Below are 16,978 nucleotides of genomic sequence, written 5' to 3'. Positions count from 1 at the left end.
AACGAAATGGAGTTCCCCATGGACAAGCCCGACGTCGGCCCGATCGAGGGCGCGCCCCCGGCCGACCTCGTCATCGAGGACATCACCGTCGGCGAGGGGCCCGAGGCGAAGCCCGGCCAGTACGTGAACGTCCACTACGTGGGCGTCTCGCACTCGACCGGCCGTGAGTTCGACGCCTCCTACAACCGTGGCGAGCCCTTCGCCTTCCCGCTCGGCGGCGGCCAGGTCATCGCCGGCTGGGACCAGGGGGTGACCGGCATGAAGGTCGGCGGCCGCCGCAAGCTGACCATCCCGCCCCACCTGGGCTACGGCGCCAACGGCGCGGCCGGCGTGATCAAGCCGAACGAGACGCTGATCTTCGTCGTGGACCTGCTCGGCGTTCAGTAGGACGACGCGTGGCGCCGCTCCCGGGGCGGCGCCACGCGCCTTCGAGCAGCGCTCTACCATTGCTCGGTGGCCGGACCAACGCTGAGTCGCCGGCGCCTCGGGGCCGAGCTCAAGAGGTGCCGCGAGTCGGCGGGTCTGACTCAGGAGCAGGTCTCGCAGCGCTTTGAGTGGCACGCCGCCAAGGTCACCCGCATCGAGACGGCCCGGGTCACGGTCACCCCGCGCGACGTTAAAGACCTGCTTTCCCTGTACGGGGTGAGGGACCGCGGCTATTGCGAGGCGTTGCTCGCCCTGGCCCGTTCCGCCCGGCAGCGCGCCTGGTGGTCCGAGTATCGCGACCTGGTCGGCCCCGACTCGTACGTGAGCCTCGAGTCGGAGGCGTCGGCCGTGCTGACCTGGGAGCCGATGCTGTTCCCGGGCCTGCTGCAGACCGAGCCGTACATGCGGGCGGTGCTGGCCATGACCCGCTCGGCGGCCCGGGCCGATCGCGCGGTGGCGCTGCGACTGGCCCGTCAGCGCCGCCTCGCCGGTGACCGCCCGGTGCAGCTGGTCGCCCTGCTCGACGAGTCGGTCATCCACCGTCAGATCGGCGGCCGCGCGGTCCGCGACGACCAGCTGCGCCACGTCCTGGCCCTGTCCGAGCGGCCGAACGTGACGGTCCGCCTCTTCCCGTACGGGCATTCCGTGCTCCGCATGTCGACCACCATCCTGGAGTTTCACCAGGCCGGCGAGCTGAACGTGGTCTTCGTCGAGGGCCTGCGGCCGACCAGCCAGATGCTCAAGCAGCCGGCCGAGGTGGCCCACTACCGCTCGTTGTTCGACCAGGTGGCCGAGCAGTCGCTCGACCCCGAGGCCACCCGCAAGACCATTGAGGCCGAGCTCACGCCCTGACCTGCTCTTTCGGCTTGCTCTTCATAAAGATCGAGCGACCGCCCGTGAAGCACCAGATGGCGATCACCGGGTCGCAGATGGCGCAGCCGAACGAGGAGTCGTGCAGCGACGGGATCAGGGGAGCGCCGCGCCGGTGGTGCAGGATGTCCCACGCCGTGTGCAGGAGCCAGCCGATGCCGATGAAGGTCCAGGAGCGCAGCCCGAAGTAGGCGACCGCGAGCATGACGGCGGAGAATGCCAGCTCCCCGAGACCGAACGAGCCGCCACTGATGTAGGTGCCACCCGCGCCCGCGATGAGAAGCGCGTTGAACGTGCGGCGGTGCGGCTCGGGGATCAGGCTGTTGACGGCGATGAAGACCAGTGCGATGACCACCGGTATGACGTAGCGAAGCATGCTTTCCACCAATGCGAGCGTGTGAGGTGGAAAGCGTAGAAGCGCCGGCCGGTGGCCCAGAAGGGGATCGATTGCCAGATGCCGACTGAATCCGGCCAGGTCAGCCGTTCGGGCGCGCCTCGATGGCCTGCAGCGACCAGCTGTTGCCGTCGGGGTCACGGAAGTAGACGAAATTGCCCCAGGGCTGCTTGTCGACGTCGCTGGCCTCGATGCCGGCCTCGGTCAGCCGGGCCCGCGCGGCCTCGGCGTCGGCCACGACGCACTGGATCTCCTGCGTGCCCGGGGCCTTCTCGGTGATGCCGTCGCCGATCACGATCGAGCACGCCGAGCCGGGCGGGGTCAGCTGCACGAACCGCAACCCCTCCTGCACGCGATGATCGTGATCGGCGTGGAAGCCCACCTTCTCGTAGAACGCCTTGGCCCGGTCCACATCGGTCACCGGCACGGGAATCAGCTCGATTTTCATGTCCATGCGCTCACCCTAGGCCCGATTCAGGTCACCTCTCGTCCTCAATGCTGGTGCCCACCGAAGGCCCCGGCCGAGCGGTCGTCGGCCGTGATCGCGGGCGGGCCGGGCGGCACAGTGCGGGGCCCGATGTCAGCCATGCCTGTGTGACCGGGTGGCGGCGGCCGGTGTGACAGCCGTCAGTATTCGCCGCCGAGCGCGCTGATCAGACGGTCGGGTGTCAGGCCCAGGTCGTACAGGATCTTGGTGTCGGCCGGGTCCTCGAGGTCGAGGCGGTCGGGCAGCTTCTCCCGTACGGATTCGGCGTAGTCGGGCCCGTAGGCGCGGCGGATCACGGTGAGCGCGTGGGTCTTGGTGATGACGGACATGGTGGCTCCTCTCCCGCACGAGAAGACCGTCTCGGGGCGCGATTTGTGACAGCGCCGGGGCGTTGCTGTGGCTGGTGCCCGACCGGTGCATCGACCGGGTGGTTCGCGAGCAGGCCCCCGTCACGGCCCGGTGATCTTTCAACGTCGGGGCTCGCGTGGGGCGGTCTGGGCGGGGCGGCAGCCCTGGCGGGCCGGAACGGACTCGGCCCGTTCCGGCCCGCGATCGATCCCGTCGTCCCCCGCGACCGCGTCGCGGCCGGAATCGAACGGCTCTCCGAGAGGAGTCATCGGTTCCCCTTGAACTCCGCGCAGCCCTTCTCGTCGGGCAGCAGCGGCCGGAAGTTGATCAGATATTTCTGCCCGTCGGCGGTCCACGGGGTCATCTGGTTGGCCTTCTTGGCCGCGGTCATCACCTTGTCGAGGTCGGCGCCGGTCACCACGACACAGCCGATCTTGATGGCGGGGTTGAGATAGTCACCAGGCAGCGCCGGGCCGGTCCAGGCGGCGTCGGCCTGCGCGGGCTCGCCGCCGCTCTGCTTGGTCCACGGGCGGGCCAGCACGGCCAGCGACGTCGGCTCGTACGGCTTCGAGGCCGTGTAGCCGTCGCCCGAGGAGAGATCCTGCAGCTTCTTGACGTAGGCGGCCAGCGTCGACCGGGCCGTCTGCTGCGCGGCGGTGAGCATCGGGTCCTTGGCCTGGGCCTCGTTGAGCGCGACCACGTTGACCGACTGCACGCCCTGGTCGGTCTTGACGGTGACCCGGGTGGTCGGGGCGTCGGCGACGTTGGGCTGGCCGAAGTCGGTGCCGGGCTTGACCCCGGCGGCCGCGGCCTCCTTGACGATCTGCTGGACCTGCTCGGCGGAGAGCGTCAGAACCTGCAGGTTGGGCAGGGCGGGGCCGGGATAGATCGCCGGGACCGGGCCCTCGGTGATCACTCGGCCGTCGGCGTAGACGCTGAGCGCCGGCAGGGCGCCGACGGTTCTGTCCGGCGGGACGAAACCGCCGAAGGACTCCACCCGGGCCACGAGGTCGTCACCGCTCTGGGGGGAGGCGGAGGCGCTCTCGGGCGCGTCGGAGCCGGGCGCGCCGGCCGTGGTGCCGGGCTGCGCGCAGGCAGCGAGCAGGAACAGGGGAACGGCGGCGGCGATCAGGGTGCCGCGGAGACGAGTCATGTCCGTTCAGACGATCCGGACTCGTCCGTGGTTCCGGCTCTGTCACGAATTGGGACGATGATTTTACGTTGCGGTCGTATTGGAAAATGGCTACCTTTGCAATGCAGTCGTATTGCGAAACGGAGAGGGCCGATGACGATCGTCGATCTGCGGGACGTCACCGCCGACATGCTGGCGCAGGCCGGGGGCAAAGCCGTCAACCTGGGAGCCCTGCTACGGGCGGCGGAGCGGGTGCCCACCGGGTTCTGCGTGACGGCCGGGCCGCTCGACCGTTCCCAGATCCTTTCCGCGTACGAGGAACTGGGCGCCGGCCCGGTGGCGGTGCGCTCGAGCGCGGCCGTCGAGGACGCCCCCGACGCCAGCTACGCCGGAATGTTCGACACCGTCCTCGACGTCCACGGCCCCGAGGAGCTGCTCGCCGCGATCGAAAGGTGCCGCGCCTCCGCCGGCAACGCCCGGGCAACGGCTTATGCGGTGAGCGATTCGCGTTCCACGGTCGTCGGGGAGCGTGCGGCACCCGCGGAGGTTGGAGACCCCGGGGTTGAGATGGGTGTTGTCGTGCAGCGGATGGTTGCGGTGGAGACGGCCGGGGTGCTGTTCACCGCGAACCCGGTCACCGGCAACCGCGCCGAGATGCTCGTCGAATCCGGGGCCGGCGCCGAGGCGGTGGTCGGCGGGACGACCGACGTCGACCGGCGAGTGCTCGACGGCAACGACCCGTTGCGGCAGGTCGGCGAGCGGTTGGAGGCCCTGTTCGGGGCGCCGCAGGACGTCGAGTGGGCGATCGACAAGGACGGCCAGCTGTGGATCCTGCAGTCCCGGCCGATCACGACGCTCTTCGCGCAGCCGCCGCAGACCGAGGGGCCGCCGCGCGTCTACCTGGAGTTCGGTCATGTGCAGGGCATGCTGCAGCCGGTCACCCCGATGGGCATGGCCACGCTGAAAGACCTGATCCGGGCCATGCTGGCGCCACTCGGCCTGAAAGTCGAGATCACCGACATCGGCGGCCGCCTCTACGGCGACATGAGCGACCTCGTTCGCGACCCGATCGCCCGCCGCCGCCTGATCCCCCTCATGGCCGTCGACTTCGGCCCGCGCGCCCAGGCCGTCATGCGCCACGTCCTGAACGATCCACGCTTCGCCCCCCAACGCCGGCGGTCGCGCAGACGCGCACAATCGAGCAACTCCGCGCAGCCAATCCAAAGTGCGCGGGCGGCCGAGGGTGCGGGGTCGGGCGGGGGCGCGCATACGAGCAACTCCGTGCAGTCGGTCGGCAGTGCGCGGGCGGGCGGCGGTGCGCAGTCGAGCAATACCGCGCAATCAAGCGAGCGCACTCCCACGAGCGAAGCTGCGCAGTTGGGCAACATCGCGCAGTCGAGCAACATCGCGCAGTCGAGCGACGTCGCGCAGTTGGGCGAAAGTGTGCGGGCGGGCGGGAGCGCGCGGAAGGGTGGGGACGGGCGGTCGGGGCGGAGGGTGCCGGCGGTGGGGCGGGCTGTTCGGGGTGTGGTGGGGGCGTTGGTTGATCCCGACAGGGCTCGTGTTCGTTTGCAGGCGGAGGTTGAGCGGATTCGTCGGCAGTCGGCGGATGATGGGCGCGAGCTGAGTGTGGGTGAGCGGCTGGCGTTGGTGCGCGAGCACGATGAGCGGGGTGGCGGCGCCGACGCGATCATTTGGCCGATTGTGGCGGGGATGTTGGCCAGTGCCTTGCCGCCGCGGCTGTTGGGGGAGGTGGCGCGGCCGGGGGAGATTCATGCGGTGCTGGCCGGGATGCCGCACAACGTGACTATCGAGATGGACCTTGCGTTGTGGGCGGTCGCTCGGGCGGCTACCAGTGCCGACGACGCCGATCTGACTGAGTTTCTGCGCGTGTACGGGCATCGGGCGGCGGCTGAGGTCGACCTGGGGGTGCCGCGGTGGTCGGAGGATCCGGCGCCGGTCCGGGCGGCGTTGGCCACCTTGATGCGCGTTTCCGATCCTGAGCAGGCGCCGGATGTGCGTTTTGCGCGCGCCGCCGAGCAAGCCGAGGCGACTTTGCGTGAGCTTGGCGTGCGGGCTCGGCGGCGGAGACCCGTACGGGGAAGGGTTGCGATTTTTCTGCTCGGGCGGGCGCGGCGGCTGGCCGGTCTGCGGGAGGCGGGGAAGTTCGCGGGGCTCTATCGGCTCGCCGAGCTCCGGCGGCACCTGCTCGCGGCCGGGGCCGATCTGGCGGCGGCCGGGGTGCTGGCGAGCGCCGACGACATCATGTTCCTGACGCTGGACGAAGCCGACGACGCGCTGAGCAGGGCAGACGCGGGTGTGGGCGGGCTGCGGGAGGTCGTGGCGGAGCGGCGTGCCTGGTACGAGCGGGAGTGCCGGCGCCGATCCGTACCGGTGGCGCTTTTCTCCGACGGCACTGACGTCGAAGCGGTCATCGAGGCGCCCGCGGATCCTGGCGCGCTCAAGGGGGTCGGCGCGTCGGCCGGGCGGGCCACCGGGCCCGTACGCGTCGTGCACGATCCGGCCACTGCTCGGCTCGAACCCGGCGAAGTGCTGGTCACGGCGACGACCGATCCGGGGTGGACGCCACTGTTCCTCACGGCGGCCGCGCTTGTCACCGAGACCGGCGCGGTGATGGCGCACGGACCCACGGTGGCCCGGGAGTACGGCATACCCGCCGTCATCTGCGTGCCCGGGGCCACCCGGCACCTGCGTACGGGTCAGATCGTCACGGTTGATGCGGCCGCCGGCACGGTCACTGTTCAGGGAGGATCACGATGAGCGTTCTTCGTCGCGCCGTGGCGGCCGAGGCGGCGACCTGGCGCAATCTGGCGCTGTGGGTCACGCGCCGGCCGGTCGAGTTGCACGGTGGTCAGGCGTACGGGTATCTCGGGGTGGTCAAGCCGATCCTGGGTGTCTTCCTCGTGCTGTCGATCGTGGAGATTCCGGTGCTCGACCTGATCATCAAGCATGTCGTCCCGTGGAGGCCGGCCCGCTGGATCATGCTGGCCATCAGCGTGTGGGGGCTGCTGTGGATGCTCGGCTTCCTCGGCGGCCTGATCCGGCACCCGCACCTGCTGCTCGGCGACGGGCTGCGGGTGCGGATGGGCCCTGGCATCGAGCTGACCGTGCCATGGTCCGACATCGAGTCGATCGGCAAGCGCTATCGTTCGATGCCGTCGAGCCGCGCGGTGCAGTTCGAGGACGGAGCGTTGCACATCGTGGTCGGAAGCCAGACCAGCATCGACGTCCGCCTGCGCCGCCCCCTGGCCTTCGACGTGCCGCGCGGCCCGGGGGAGCCGGTGTCCGAACTGCGCCTGTACGCCGATGACGCCGACGGTCTGGTCCGCGCCGCCCGTACGCACCTCGACGCCGTCGCCGCCTGAGCCGCCGCCCATGCCGAAGATCGTCGACCACGACGCCCGCCGCCGCCTGATCGCCGACGCGCTCATGAAGGTGGCCGCCGACCAGGGGCTGGAGGCCGTGAGCCTGCGCCACGTGGCCGCGGCGGCGGGTGTGTCGGTGGGGATGGTGCAGCATTATTTCCACACCAAGGACGAGATGATGGCGTTCGCCCTGGCCGCCGTCATGGACCGCACCGAGACCCGGATCCGTACGGCGGTGGCCGGCCTGGGCGAGAACCCGCCACCCCGGCTCCTGCTGCGCACCATGATCGCGGCCCTGCTGCCGCTCTCGGGCACGGCCCGCGACGACGGCCGGGTGGCGCTGGCCTTCCTGGCTTACGCCGCCGTACGCCCGGAGGCCGGCGCCGGCTTGCGACCGGGCACCGGGCAGCTGGTCGAGTTCGTCGCCGGGCTGCTGCCCGACCCGCACGGGGTGGCCTCGGCCGGGGCGTTGCTCGCGCTGATGGAGGGCCTGGGCGTCTATCTGCTGGGCGGCCAGATGACCCCGGATCAGGCCCTGACCGCGTTGGACGCCCAGCTCGATCTGCTGTTCTTGCCATAGATTGATCAATTACCTATGCTCCTGCGTCATGAAAGCGATGCGGGAGCCGACCTTTCTCATCCTGACCGCGCTGGCCGAGGGGCCGCGGCACGGTTACGGGATCATCCAGGAGGTCGGGGCGGTGTCCGGCGGGCGGGTCAAGCTGCTGACCGGCACGCTCTACACGGCGCTGGAACGGCTCACCGCCGAGGGGCTCGTCGTGCTTGACCGCGAGGAACTGGTCGACGGGCGGGGGCGCCGCTACTTCCGGCTCACCGCCGACGGGCTCTCCGCGCTGCGGGCCGAGACCGTGCGGCTGCGCGAACTCGCCACCGCGGCCGAACAGCGGCTCGGCACCCTGCGGCCGGGGGTGGCCTGATGCCGGACGCGGGGAACGGGCTGACGCCGGCGGGGGACGGCCGTGTGCCGGACGTGGGGGACGGACTCGTGCCAAACGCGGGAAACCCGCTGACGCCGGACGCGGGGGACGGCCTGATGGCGGACGCGGGGGACGGGCTGACGGGGGACTCTGGGAACGGCCTGGTCCCGGGCGCCGGGAACGGACGGCCGGTCTCGCCGATGATCCCCGGCGGTGCCGGTGGCCCGATGGCGTCCGGGTGGCTGCTTGTCGCGTATCCGAAGGACTATCGGCGGCGTCACGGCGAGGAGCTGCTCGAGCCGATGCTGGCCGAAGGGCGCCGCCCGTCCGTACGGGAAATTGCGAACCTGATCGTTCATGGCCTGCGGACCCGGCTCGGGCGGCCTGCGAGCCGCACGGTGGTGGGGTGGGCGGTGTTGGCGACTGTGGTCGCGGGCGTTCTCGGTGCGGCGGCCGGCTCCTGGGTGGGCTGGTGGAGCGCGGCCCCGCTGCCCAGCGCGGCGGAGACGCGGGCGCTGCTGGCCGATGTCGCGCCCGAGTCCGATGTGGGGCCGGTCGAGCCGGCGCTTTCTTCGCCGTTCGCGTTCGAGGGGCGTGAACTGCGCTGGGCGGACGCCGACGACCTGCTGCTGGGCCGGGGCGGCGAATACCGGCCGGCGACGGCGGGTGGCTCGGGCGGGCTGCCCGGCGATGCCGACCTGGACAGGCTGGCCACTCACGCCGGCGCCCGGCTGGCCGCGGCCGGGTGGGCAGTGCGCGCCCCGACCCGCACCGAAGTGGACGGCTGCGGCGCTGAAGTCTGCTACCCGTGGGTCAGCTTCCGGGCCGCCCGTGACGGCCTGGCGCTGACTTTGGACCTGAACCCGGCCTCCTTCGATCAGGAGCCGTCGGTGTCGGTGACCGTCGAACGGACCATGCCGGCCGGGGCGTGGGCCGGCGGCGCGATCGGTGGCCTGGCCGCCGCGGTGGGTGCGTTTCTGGTGTTCGGCTGGGCGAGCCGCCGCACGGGCCGGCCCGATCACCCGGCCCGGCTGGCTGTGGTGTTGCCGTTCGGCGTGGGCGTGCTGCTGTGGCTGCTGCCGATGCCGGCGTCGATCTCGGCGGTCGCGTCGTCGCGCGATCTTTGGCCGTCGGCCGCCGGTCCGCAGCTGTGGGAGTGGATCGGCCAGCCCGCATATTTGTTGTTGTGGCTGGTGGGCGCCGGGTTCGTCGCGCTCTCTGTCCTGCTGGCGGCCCTGCCGCACAGCCCGGAGCTGCTGCGAGCCGCGAAGGCGTCCCACGCGGGCCGCCGCTGATCGGGCGCGGGGCTGGAGAGCGGGCCGCGGGGCCTGGTGGGCAGGGCGCGGCCCGGTGTCTAGGAGCGGAGCCCGGCGAGCAGGGCGCGGGGTTGGGGAGCCGGCCGCGGGGCCTTGCGAGCAGGGCGCGGCCCGGTGTTTCAGGAGCGGGGCCTGGCGAGCAGGGCGCGAGGCCGCCGGTGGACAGCGTCCGGCATCCGGTGTGCAGGACGCGGGTCCGGTGGGCTGAGTGCGTACGGGTCAGGTTTTGTTGGCTCGGGCGAAGCGGGTGCGGTAGGTCGAGGCGCTCAGGCCGTAGTGGGACTTGAAGCGGCGGGCGAAGTAGTTCTGGTCGGGCCAGCCGACCGACTCGCCGATGCGGTTGATCGGCTGGTCGGTGTGCAGCAGGCGGGCCGCGGCCAGTTCGACGCGGAAGCGGGACAGGTAAGCCATCGGTGGCAGGCCCGTCGCGGCCTTGAACAGGCGGACCAGGTAGCCGGGGGCGAGGTGCAGCTCGGCGGCCAGTTCGGTCAGGGTCCACTGGTACGCCGGGCGATGTTCCATCATGTGCATCGCGTCCAGCACCGCCGCGTGGGTGCCGGCCGCGCCGCCGGAGAGCGTGTCGGTGCCGGCCACGACCCGGGCCAGGCCGCTCAGGAACAGGGTCAGGTGGCCGACCACGTCGCCGCGATATTCCGTGGCCGGGAGCGCGCGGAGTTTCTGCAGGCCGTCGAGGTGTTCGAGGCAGGCCGTGAAGGCGTCGTCGTGCAGGTGCGTGTAGAGGATGCCGCGGCGCTGACCCGAATACGGCCCCGTCCACAGCAGGTGGCCGAGTTGCGGGTCCTGCCTGGTCCAGGCGAGCTCGCGCTGCAGCAGCTCGGTCGAGAAGCAGCAGTTGTACAGGTCGAGGTGTTCACAATCCTCGTAGCCGTGCCACACGCCCGGCCTGAGCAGCACCGCGTCGCCCACGTGGAGCTCCTGCCGGCCGGCCAGGCTGTGGTGCACGCCGGTCCCGGAGATCACGACGGCGATCTCGACGAAGCTGTGCGTGTGCACCGGATGCAGGCCCTCGTGCAGGTAGTGGCCCGCGTAGGCCACCGAACCGTCGAAGAAGTGCAGCAACGTCCGGGTGTTCTCGACCGGGGGATCGTCGGTCATGCCTCACCGTAGGCCCTGCCGCGGACATCGCCCAAGGGCCGTAACGGTGGTGGCGGTGGGCCGGCGGCCTGGTCTACGGCTAAGGATTCAACCGGGTGAACCGGCCGCAGGTGAATTTCGTGCTATCTCCGGTTCATCTCGGGCTATGTCGTGGGCCACACCGAAACGCAGGATCGGGGGCACGGCGAAACGTTCTCGCCACTCAACCGAAACAAAATGACCGCGTCTTTGCCCCGTCAGTTCTTGAATCGTTTCACGCACAAAAACGGTAAAAGCAACAGGAGTGACATGCCGGACATTAACGCCCCCCAGGCTCTACGGTTCGAACACCATCACGGCAGCATGACTGGCCTCGGCACGCCCACTCCCCGCCTCTCCTGGCAGGTCGCCCAGGCCCCCGAGGGCTACCGGCAGACCCGCTACCAGCTCGAACTCACCCGCGGCGCCGAGACCGAGGTCTTCGAGACCGAGTCGGCCGACCAGGTGCTGGTGCCGTGGCCCGCCGCCCCGCTCAAAAGCCGAGAGGCGGCCACCGTACGGGTCCGGGTCGCCGGTCCGACCGGCGGCGCCGCCCGGGGCACGGCCGCAGACGCGAGCAACAGCCCGGCGGCCGACGCGAGCCCGAGTGTGGCTGGAAGCGACGGCGTGAGCTGGAGCGAGTGGAGTGAGCCGGCGACGGTCGAGGCCGGGCTGCTCGACCCCGCCGACTGGACGGCTCGCTTCGTCAGCCCCCGTGAGATCGGCGCCTTCGGTGGCCCCGCCCCGATTCTGACGGGCGCGCTCGGCCTGTCCGGCGACGTCGTCAAGGCCCGCCTCTACATCACCGCGCACGGTCTCTACGAGGCGACCATCAACGGCCACCGGGTCGGCGACGAGGTGCTCACTCCTGGCTGGACGGCCTACCAGCACCGGCTGCGCTATCAGACGTACGACGTCACCGACCTCGTCACCCCGGGCGAGAATCGGGTCGAGATCAACCTGGGCAACGGCTGGTGGCGGGGCTACCTCGGCTTCCGCAACCAGCACAGCCTGTACGGCGATCGGCTCGCCGCGCTGGCCCAGCTCGAGGTCGAGACGGCCGACGGCCGGGTGCACACGCTGGCCACCGACGGCTCGTGGACCGCCCGCGAGGGTGTCATCGTCGTCGACGACATCTACAACGGTCAGCGCGTCGACCTGGGCCGCGAGCTCGGGGCCGAGTCGCCGGTCGACGTGATCGATGCCGACCTGAGCCTGCTCGTCGCGCCGGACGGCCCGCCCGTACGGGTCACTGACGTCCTGCCCGCCGTCGAGGTCTTCAAGTCGCCGTCGGGCAAGACGCTGGTCGACTTCGGGCAGAACGTGGTCGGCTGGGTCCGGCTCCGAGTCCGGGGCGGCCAGAAGGGCAACAAAGTCGTCATCCGCCACGCCGAGGTGCTGGAGGACGGCGAGCTGGGTGTTCGCCCGCTGCGCACTGCCCGCGCCACCGACGAGTGGATCCTCGACGGCCGAGAGGAAGTCGTCCTCGAGCCGAACTTCACGTTCCACGGCTTCCGCTATGCCGAGGTGACCGGGGTCGACGGCCTGGAAGCGGCGGACGTCGAGGCTGTCGTCGTCGGGTCGGATCTCCGGCGTACGGGGTGGTTTGAGAGTGACCATGAGTTGCTCAACCGCTTTCACGAGAACGTCGTGTGGGGTATGCGGGGCAACTTCGTCGACGTGCCGACCGACTGTCCGCAGCGTGATGAGCGGCTCGGCTGGACCGGTGACATTCAGGTCTTCTCGCCCACCGCCTCGTTCCTGTTCGACTCGGCCGGGTTCCTGACCAACTGGCTCGCCGACCTCGCCGCCGAGCAGCAGAAGGACGGTTCGGTTCCGTACGTGGTGCCGGACGTGCTGCGCCAGCCCGGACCGGCCACCGCGGCCTGGGGCGACGCCGCCACGATCGTGCCCTGGGTGATCTATCAGCGCACCGGTGACCGCGGGATCCTGGAGCGCCAGCTGCCCAGCATGCGCGCCTGGGTCGACAAGATGGCCGCGCTGGCCGGCCCCGGCCTGCTCTGGGCGGGCGGCTTCCAGTTCGGCGACTGGCTCGACCCGACGGCCCCGCCCGCCGACCCGTTCCGGGCCAAGGCCGACCCGGACGTGATCGCCACCGCGCACCTGGCCCGTTCGGCCGAGGTCGTGGCCCAGGCCGCGCTGGCGGTCGGCGACGGTGACGTGGCCCGCGAGTACGGCGACCTGGCCGGCCGGGTGCGGGCCGCGTTCGCCCGGGAGTACGTGACCGACGGCGGCCGGGTGCTCAGCGACGCCCCGACCGCGTACGCCCTGGCCCTGCAGTGGGCGCTGCTGCCCACCGAGGACCAGCGCAAGCAGGCCGGGCAGCGGCTGGCCGACCTCGTCCGGGTGGCCGGTTTCCGGATCAGCACCGGGTTCGTGGGCACGCCGCTGATGACCGACGCGCTGGCCGACGCGGGCGAGCCCGAGTTGGCGTACCGGCTGCTGTTGCAGACCGGCGTGCCGAGCTGGCTCTACCCGGTGACGATGGGCGCCACCACGGTCTGGGAGCGCTGGGACAGCATGCTCCCGGACGGCTCGATCAACCCGGGCGAGATGACCTCGTTCAACCACTACGCGCTGGGTGCGGTGGCCGACTGGCTGCATCGGCGGGTGGCCGGACTGGCCCCGGCCGAGCCCGGCTACCGCAGCATCGAGGTCCGGCCCTTGCCGACCGGGCAGCTCACCCGGGCGGCCGCCCGGCACCTCACCCCGTACGGGGAAGCCTCTGTGGCCTGGACGCGGGACGGCGGTGAGCTGAGCCTGACCGTGGTGGTGCCGGTGGGCGCGTCGGCGACCGTGCACGTGCCGGGAAGCGACGAGCCGATCACCGTGGCGCACGGGCGGCACGAGTGGACCGTGCAGGACCCGTACGGGCAAGAAAGCGCGAGGCCCGCCGAGCCGAGCATCCGGCAGCTGATGGACCACAAACCCAGCTGGGACAAGGTTGTCGCCCTGGCCGCCGAGGCCGGCGTGGCCACCGACGAGGCCGACCTGGCCGAGCGGCTCGAACGCTACCTCGGCGCCCCCGCCACCGAGCTCGCCGGCGCCGCCACCGCGCACGGCTTCATCCCCGGCGGCGACCAGCTCGCCGCCCGCCTGCAGACCCTCCTCTCCTCCGAAAACCGATAGGGAGTCACTTCATGAAGCGACGTCAGATAGGACTCGCCGTGCTCTCCGCCGCCGCCCTGGCCCTGAGCGCGTGCAGCGCCGGCAGCCTGGGCAGCAGCGACGAGGACAGCGGCGGCGGCAAGGTCACGCTCTCGTTCCTGACCGACAACCAGCCGGAGACGGTGAAGATCGCGGAGGGGCTGGCCAAGGACTTCACGGCCAAGAATCCCGACATCACGATCAACGTCGAGACCCGGCCGCAGGGCACCGAGGGCGACAACATCGTCAAGACCCGGCTCTCCACCGGCGACATGACCGACATCTTCATGTACAACTCGGGCTCGCTCATGCAGGCCCTCGCGCCGCAGAAGAACCTGACCGCGGTCGACGAGTTCGCCGACAAGCTCGACGACAACTTCAAGAAATCGGTCGGCTCGGACGGCAAGATCTACGGCGTGCCCTTCGGTAACTACATGGCCGGCGCGATCCTCTACAACAAGGACGTGTACGACAAGAACGGCCTCAAGGTCCCGACCACGTGGGCCGAGTTCGACGCGAACAACGCCAAGCTCAAGGCGGCCGGCGTCGACCCGGTCATCCAGACGTACGGCGAGACCTGGACCTCGCAGCTGTTCATCCTGGGCGACTACTACAACGTCGAGGCCTCGACGCCGGGCTGGGCCGAGCAGTACACCAAGAACCAGGCCAAGTACGCGACGACGCCCGCGGCCAAGGCCGGCTTCGACCACCTGCAAGAGGTGCACGACAAGGGTTACGTCAACAAGGACTTCGCGTCGGCCAAGCTCACCGACGGCCTCAACAAGCTGGCCAAGGGCGAGGGCGCGCAGTATCCGATCCTGTCCGCGATGCTCAGCCAGCTGATCGCCGACAACCCCGGCACCGAGAACAAGATCGGTCTGTTCGCCATCCCCGGCAACGACGCCGCCAAGAACGGCCTGACCGTGTGGGCGCCGAACGGCCTCTACATCCCCAGCAGCACCACCGGCGACAAGCTCGAGGCGGCCAAGAAGTTCCTCGGCTTCGTGGCCAGCCCCGAGGGGTGCGAGTCGCTCGGCAAGGCGTCCCAGCCCACCGGCCCGTACGCGGTCTCCGGCTGCAAGCTGCCCGACTCGGTGCCGCAGGCGGTCAAGGACATGCAGACCTACATCGACAAGCAGGGTGCCTCCGGTCTGGCCCTGGAGTTCCTGTCCCCGGTCAAGGGCCCGGCCCTCGAGCAGATCTGCGTCGAGGTCGGCTCCGGCATCCGCAAGTCCGACGCCGCGGCCAAGCTGTACGACGAGGACGTGAAGAAGCAAGCCCAGCAGTTGGGACTCGAAGGTTGGTAACCGTGGAGGCCCGGCCGCGCACCAGCGTGGCCGGGCCGGCTTCCAAGGCCAGGAAGAAGAGCCCGTACTCCTCCTGGTTCTACCTGCCGGCCGCCATCGTGTACGCGGTGCTGTTCCTGGTGCCGACGGTGACGTCGTTCTACTTCAGCCTGACCCGCTGGAGCATCTTCGACTCGCAGTTCATCGGGTTCGACAACTACGTCACGTTCTTCCGCGAACCCGCGCTCGTCTCCGGCCTGTGGCACACCGTGGTCTACGCGGTGATCACCTCGGGGCTCAAGGTCGTGCTCGGCCTGGGCCTGGCGGTGCTGCTGACCTCGCAGATCATCGGCCGCGGCTACCTGCGGTCGGTGGTGTTCTTCCCGGTGCTGGTCAGCACCATCGGCGTCGGCCTGACCTTCACGATCCTGATGGACCCGGAGGACGGGCTGATCAACGAGTCGCTCTCGCTGCTCGGCATCACGGGCCCGGGCTGGCTCACCGATCCCTCGTACGCGTTGGTCTCGGTCGCCCTGGTCGACGTGTGGAAGGGCGTCGGCCTGGCCACGCTGATCTACATCGCCGGCATCGTGTCGATCCCGCAGGAGTACTTCGAGGCGGCCCGCGTCGACGGCGCCACCGCCTGGCAGAACTTCCGCAGCATCGTGCTCCCGCTGGCCCGGCCGGCCACATTCACGGTCATCCTGCTGTCGCTGATCGGCGGGCTCCGGTCGTTCGACCTGATCTGGGCGATGACCCGGGGCGGGCCGGGCTTCACCTCCGACGTGATCGCGTCGGTGATCTACAAGCAGTATCAGGCGGGCTTCTACGGCCTGTCGACGGCGGGCAACGTGGTGCTGTTCCTGCTGGTGACGGCGATCATCTTCCCGCTCTCGCGGTATCTGAACTCCAAGGAGGTGGACCTGTGACCGCCGCTGTCTCGGCCTCATCGCGCCGCCCGCGCAAGAATGTCGTGCTCAGCATCGTGGCGATCCTGCTGTCCGTCGTGGTGTTCCTGGTGCCGTTCGCCTTCATCCTGCTGACCGCGGTGAAGAGCCGGCAGGAGGCCTCGCGGCTCGACTTCACCTGGCCCACCCAGTTCCAGTTCGTGCAGAACTTCGTGGACGTGGTGCAGGCCCGCGACTACATGCTGATCATCGCCTTCATCAACAGCACGATCCTGACGGTCGCCTCGGTGAGCATCATGGTGGTGCTGGCGGCGATGGTGGCCTTCGTGCTGCAACGGCGGCGGACCCGCTGGACCGGGTTCATCAACTTCCTGGTCCTCTCGGGTCTGATCATCCCGCCCGCTGTCGTGCCCACGATCTGGGTGCTGCAAAAACTCGGGCTTTTCCGGACGATGCCCGGCCTGATCCTGGTCGAGGTCGCGTTCGGCCTGTCGTTCTGCATCCTGCTGTTCCGGGCGTTCATCGCCACCGTCCCGCGCGAGCTCGACGAGGCGGCCATCATCGACGGCGCCGGCCCGCTGCGGTTGTTCTTCCGGGTCATCCTGCCGCTGCTCAAGTCGGTGATCATCACCTGCGTGGTGGTGCAGTCGGTGACGGTCTTCAACGACTTCGTCAACCCGCTGTACTTCCTGCCGGGCGACCAGAACGCCACCGTCCAGCTGACGCTCTACAACTTCTCCAGCTCCTACTCCACGCAGTACAACCTGCTCTTCATGGACATCCTGCTGATCACGATCCCGCCGCTGATCATGTTCTTGTTCTTCAACAAGCGCATCGTCGCCGGCATGACCGCGGGCGCCATCAAGGGCTGAGAGCCGGGGCCGCGCTGTTGCCTCAGCGCGGCCCCTTTCCCTTTGTGGCTACGCTCGGCGAGGTGCGCCGACCCTTACTGATCCTCGCCGTCCTGCTGGGCGCCCTCACCTACATGATGGTGCTGGTCGGGCTGTCGTTCGCCCTGATCGTAAAGGGCTCCGACCTGTGGGCGGTCGTCCCGCTGGCCGGGGCGGTGATCGCAGTGGCCGCGATGTTCACCATCCGCCGGCTGCCCGAGCCCGCTCCGGCGCCCGACCCGCGCCAGCCGGCCGAGCCGCTCGGCACCCCCGAGACCGGGATCCGCGAATGACC

Annotated in this window: 18 protein-coding genes; 12 read left to right on the top strand and 6 right to left on the bottom strand. The window is 70.1% G+C overall.

Annotated elements, in window-relative coordinates; translation table 11 throughout:
- The first annotated feature begins 18 nt into the window (after nt 1-18).
- Together JKJ07_RS33390 and JKJ07_RS33385 are read left to right on the top strand one after the other, a co-directional pair.
- A complete protein-coding gene (locus JKJ07_RS33390; protein ID WP_202995892.1) occupies nt 19-387 on the top strand; it encodes an FKBP-type peptidyl-prolyl cis-trans isomerase in 369 nt (122 codons plus the stop codon).
- Nucleotides 388-453: 66 nt separating this feature from the next.
- Complete coding sequence (locus JKJ07_RS33385; protein WP_202995891.1) at nt 454-1,278, top strand: helix-turn-helix domain-containing protein; 825 nt, start codon at nt 454-456, stop codon at nt 1,276-1,278.
- Here JKJ07_RS33385 and JKJ07_RS33380 read toward each other — a convergent pair.
- The 5 genes from JKJ07_RS33380 to JKJ07_RS33360 all read right to left on the bottom strand — a co-directional run bounded on the left by JKJ07_RS33380 (nt 1,268) and on the right by JKJ07_RS33360 (nt 3,678).
- Nucleotides 1,268-1,672, bottom strand: a complete 405-nt coding sequence (locus tag JKJ07_RS33380; protein ID WP_236030362.1) for a DUF6010 family protein — start codon at nt 1,670-1,672, stop codon at nt 1,268-1,270. The genes JKJ07_RS33385 and JKJ07_RS33380 overlap by 11 nt on opposite strands.
- 100 nt (nt 1,673-1,772) lie before the next feature.
- Entirely contained in the window at nt 1,773-2,144 is a 372-nt protein-coding gene (locus tag JKJ07_RS33375) for a VOC family protein (protein WP_202995889.1), read from the bottom strand.
- Nucleotides 2,145-2,317: 173 nt separating this feature from the next.
- Nucleotides 2,318-2,506: a hypothetical protein gene (locus JKJ07_RS33370; protein ID WP_202995887.1), complete on the bottom strand. Its 189-nt coding sequence runs from the start codon at nt 2,504-2,506 to the stop codon at nt 2,318-2,320.
- Nucleotides 2,507-2,644: 138 nt separating this feature from the next.
- Complete coding sequence (locus tag JKJ07_RS33365) at nt 2,645-2,794, bottom strand: hypothetical protein (protein ID WP_202995886.1); 150 nt, start codon at nt 2,792-2,794, stop codon at nt 2,645-2,647.
- Nucleotides 2,791-3,678 (bottom strand): hypothetical protein, encoded by an 888-nt coding sequence (locus JKJ07_RS33360; protein ID WP_202995885.1) that lies wholly within the window; start codon nt 3,676-3,678, stop codon nt 2,791-2,793. The genes JKJ07_RS33365 and JKJ07_RS33360 overlap by 4 nt, the downstream gene beginning before the upstream one ends.
- 27 nt (nt 3,679-3,705) lie before the next feature.
- Between JKJ07_RS33360 and JKJ07_RS50375 the strand changes: the two genes are divergently transcribed.
- The 5 genes from JKJ07_RS50375 (at nt 3,706) to JKJ07_RS33335 (ending at nt 9,276) form a co-directional block, all read left to right on the top strand.
- Nucleotides 3,706-6,438, top strand: a complete 2,733-nt coding sequence (locus tag JKJ07_RS50375; protein WP_307834532.1) for a PEP/pyruvate-binding domain-containing protein — start codon at nt 3,706-3,708, stop codon at nt 6,436-6,438.
- Nucleotides 6,435-7,043: a hypothetical protein gene (locus tag JKJ07_RS33350; protein ID WP_202995883.1), complete on the top strand. Its 609-nt coding sequence runs from the start codon at nt 6,435-6,437 to the stop codon at nt 7,041-7,043. Before JKJ07_RS50375 ends, JKJ07_RS33350 begins: the two co-directional genes overlap by 4 nt.
- The gene (locus JKJ07_RS33345; protein ID WP_236030291.1) at nt 6,985-7,623 is read left to right on the top strand and encodes a TetR/AcrR family transcriptional regulator; all 639 of its coding nucleotides are present in this window, start codon (nt 6,985-6,987) and stop codon (nt 7,621-7,623) included. Before JKJ07_RS33350 ends, JKJ07_RS33345 begins: the two co-directional genes overlap by 59 nt.
- 37 nt (nt 7,624-7,660) lie before the next feature.
- The gene (locus JKJ07_RS33340; protein ID WP_202995992.1) at nt 7,661-7,981 is read left to right on the top strand and encodes a PadR family transcriptional regulator; all 321 of its coding nucleotides are present in this window, start codon (nt 7,661-7,663) and stop codon (nt 7,979-7,981) included.
- 68 nt (nt 7,982-8,049) lie between these two features.
- Nucleotides 8,050-9,276, top strand: coding sequence for a hypothetical protein (locus tag JKJ07_RS33335; RefSeq protein WP_202995881.1), 1,227 nt, complete (start codon nt 8,050-8,052; stop codon nt 9,274-9,276).
- 240 nt (nt 9,277-9,516) lie between these two features.
- Here JKJ07_RS33335 and JKJ07_RS33330 read toward each other — a convergent pair whose 3' ends face one another.
- Nucleotides 9,517-10,413: a helix-turn-helix transcriptional regulator gene (locus JKJ07_RS33330; protein WP_202995880.1), complete on the bottom strand. Its 897-nt coding sequence runs from the start codon at nt 10,411-10,413 to the stop codon at nt 9,517-9,519.
- Between the two features lie 216 nt (nt 10,414-10,629).
- Between JKJ07_RS33330 and JKJ07_RS33325 the strand changes: the two genes are divergently transcribed.
- From JKJ07_RS33325 to JKJ07_RS33305, 5 genes are all read left to right on the top strand, one after another.
- Nucleotides 10,630-13,581, top strand: a complete 2,952-nt coding sequence (locus JKJ07_RS33325) for an alpha-L-rhamnosidase (RefSeq protein WP_498370759.1) — start codon at nt 10,630-10,632, stop codon at nt 13,579-13,581.
- Between the two features lie 11 nt (nt 13,582-13,592).
- Nucleotides 13,593-14,906: an ABC transporter substrate-binding protein gene (locus tag JKJ07_RS33320; protein WP_202995875.1), complete on the top strand. Its 1,314-nt coding sequence runs from the start codon at nt 13,593-13,595 to the stop codon at nt 14,904-14,906.
- A gap of 2 nt (nt 14,907-14,908) precedes the next feature.
- On the top strand, nt 14,909-15,814 hold the full coding sequence (locus tag JKJ07_RS33315) for a carbohydrate ABC transporter permease (RefSeq protein WP_307834531.1): 906 nt from the start codon (nt 14,909-14,911) through the stop codon (nt 15,812-15,814).
- A complete protein-coding gene (locus JKJ07_RS33310; protein ID WP_202995872.1) occupies nt 15,811-16,665 on the top strand; it encodes a carbohydrate ABC transporter permease in 855 nt (284 codons plus the stop codon). Before JKJ07_RS33315 ends, JKJ07_RS33310 begins: the two co-directional genes overlap by 4 nt.
- Nucleotides 16,666-16,727: 62 nt before the next feature.
- Nucleotides 16,728-16,976, top strand: coding sequence for a hypothetical protein (locus JKJ07_RS33305; protein ID WP_202995870.1), 249 nt, complete (start codon nt 16,728-16,730; stop codon nt 16,974-16,976).
- Nucleotides 16,977-16,978 lie beyond the last annotated feature (2 nt).

The organism is Paractinoplanes lichenicola (assembly GCF_016785085.1).
GTDB lineage: Bacteria > Actinomycetota > Actinomycetes > Mycobacteriales > Micromonosporaceae > Actinoplanes > Actinoplanes lichenicola.
The sequence above is the reverse complement of the archived record's forward strand: the minus strand, read 5'-3'. Positions and strand labels throughout refer to the sequence as shown.

Coding starts and splice junctions, on each gene's coding strand:
- JKJ07_RS33350 (WP_202995883.1), top strand. CDS start 6,435: ATGAGCGTTCTTCGTCGCGCCGTGGCGGCCGAGGCGGCGACCTGGCGC.
- JKJ07_RS33375 (WP_202995889.1), bottom strand. CDS start 2,144: ATGGACATGAAAATCGAGCTGATTCCCGTGCCGGTGACCGATGTGGAC.
- JKJ07_RS33340 (WP_202995992.1), top strand. CDS start 7,661: ATGCGGGAGCCGACCTTTCTCATCCTGACCGCGCTGGCCGAGGGGCCG.
- JKJ07_RS33390 (WP_202995892.1), top strand. CDS start 19: ATGGACAAGCCCGACGTCGGCCCGATCGAGGGCGCGCCCCCGGCCGAC.
- JKJ07_RS33360 (WP_202995885.1), bottom strand. CDS start 3,678: ATGACTCGTCTCCGCGGCACCCTGATCGCCGCCGCCGTTCCCCTGTTC.
- JKJ07_RS33365 (WP_202995886.1), bottom strand. CDS start 2,794: ATGACTCCTCTCGGAGAGCCGTTCGATTCCGGCCGCGACGCGGTCGCG.
- JKJ07_RS33325 (WP_498370759.1), top strand. CDS start 10,630: ATGACCGCGTCTTTGCCCCGTCAGTTCTTGAATCGTTTCACGCACAAA.
- JKJ07_RS33370 (WP_202995887.1), bottom strand. CDS start 2,506: ATGTCCGTCATCACCAAGACCCACGCGCTCACCGTGATCCGCCGCGCC.
- JKJ07_RS33330 (WP_202995880.1), bottom strand. CDS start 10,413: ATGACCGACGATCCCCCGGTCGAGAACACCCGGACGTTGCTGCACTTC.
- JKJ07_RS33345 (WP_236030291.1), top strand. CDS start 6,985: ATGACGCCGACGGTCTGGTCCGCGCCGCCCGTACGCACCTCGACGCCG.
- JKJ07_RS33380 (WP_236030362.1), bottom strand. CDS start 1,672: ATGCTTCGCTACGTCATACCGGTGGTCATCGCACTGGTCTTCATCGCC.
- JKJ07_RS33320 (WP_202995875.1), top strand. CDS start 13,593: ATGAAGCGACGTCAGATAGGACTCGCCGTGCTCTCCGCCGCCGCCCTG.